This is a genomic window from Pseudomonas sp. R62 (assembly GCF_000257605.1).
In the GTDB taxonomy this organism is placed as follows: Bacteria; Pseudomonadota; Gammaproteobacteria; order Pseudomonadales; family Pseudomonadaceae; genus Aquipseudomonas; species Aquipseudomonas atacamensis.
In genome coordinates, this window is the sequence record NZ_JH635998.1 from 283,363 (window position 1) to 285,057 (window position 1,695).

Below are 1,695 nucleotides of genomic sequence, written 5' to 3' on the forward strand. Positions count from 1 at the left end.
ATACCGATCCGCGATTAAGACCCGCCGCCCCGACGACCGTGAGGTGGCACCCATGCTGGCACCGATCAACGGCCCGGGACCGGCGGATCGCGCCAGAAACGCCGCTGTTGACGCATCGTCCACGGCGGTTTGAAGCTGCCCAGTTGCAGATGAATGGCACCTTGTTCGGCGCTGTCGTAGATGCGCAGGCCCTGTTTGCGATAGCGCGCCAGCACGGTCGGATGCGGATGACCGAAGGAGTTGCCGTGGCCACGGGAGATCAGCACCGCTTCGGGCTGCAAGGCTTTGAGCAGGGCCATCGATGATGAACTGCGGCTGCCGTGATGTGGCGATTGCAGCCACTGCGTCGGCACGGCCAGCGGGCTGTCGAGCAGAACGCGCTCGGCATGAGTGTCGATATCGCCGGTGAGCAGCAGGCGTTCGCCGTTGGCCACGATCTGCAATACACAGGAGCGCTGGTTGCTGTCATCGGCCGCCGACCATTGCCAGAGCTGGAACTGCACGCCGTCCCACTGCCACCGTTCGCCACTTGCGCAGACTTCGGCGTTCAGCTCCGGCGGTAGGTTTGGCGCATCGCCGCTGACCACGCGGTGCACCTTCAATCCCTGCATTACCGCCCGGGCGCCGCCAGCGTGATCGGCGTCAGCGTGGCTGAGCAGCATCAAGTCGAGCGCTTGGACATTAAGTTTACGTAACGCTGGCAGTACCACTCGCTCGCCGAGATCGAACTCGCCGAAACGCGGGCCGGCGTCATAGAGAAGCGCGTGATGGCGGGTGCGGATGAGGATGGCCAGGCCTTGGCCGACGTCGAGTTGCCAGACATCGGCCCGCCCTTCTTCTATTCGCTCTTGAGGCGGCAATGCCAGGAGCAACATTAGCGGCCAGCCCAACGGTCGCATTGGCACGCCTCGGGGCAGCAGCAATAACAACGCGCCGAGGCTGCCCAGGACCAGCGCCCACAATGGAATGGCGGCAGGTATCCACGCCGGCCATTGCCCGGCAATCAGCGCCAGCCCGATAAACAGCCAGTCGATCAAACCACCGGCCAGCCACAACAGCCCTTCGCCGACATAAGGTACGGGCAGCAATAGCGTGCCAAGCAATGCCGGCGGCAGCACCACGAGGCTGACCCACGGAACGGCCAGCAGATTGGCTACCGGCCCGCTGACGCTGATCGGCAGGCTCAGCGCCAGCAGCACCGGGCACAAACCGATCGCGATCAGCCACTGCGCGCGAGTCCAGGTCTGCCACCAACGCCAAGCGCCCAGCCTCCCGCCGAAGGTGAAGATCAACACCGCCACTGCGGCGAAGGACAGCCAGAAGCCGGGACGCAAACTGGCCAGTGGATCAAGCAGCAGCACGCCATTGAATGCCAGCAGCAACGGCCACCATGCGCCGAGATGGCGAAAACGCAGGCGCCACAGCAGCACCAGCGCCACCATCACGCAGGCGCGCTGCACTGGCACATCGAAACCGGCGAGCAGGCCGTAACCCAGCGCCGCCGTGAAGGCCAGGCCGCACGCCCACGGCAGCCATGGCCAGCGCAACGGCCAGACTCCGAAACGCGCCAGCCCGGCGACCAGCAGATACATCACTGCGGCGAGCAAGCCGATGTGCTGGCCGGAGATCACCAGCAAATGCACGGTGCCGGTGTCTTGCAGCACCTGCCAATCCTCGCGACTGAGGCCTGAACCG

1 protein-coding gene is annotated in these 1,695 nt (G+C 65.1%); it reads right to left on the reverse strand.

Going from position 1 to position 1,695, the window contains the following annotated elements; genetic code table 11:
- Window positions 1-65: 65 nt before the first annotated feature.
- A partial coding sequence (locus tag OQK_RS02775) for a DNA internalization-related competence protein ComEC/Rec2 (RefSeq protein WP_016771008.1) occupies window positions 66-1,695 on the reverse strand: 1,630 nt, incomplete at its 5' end.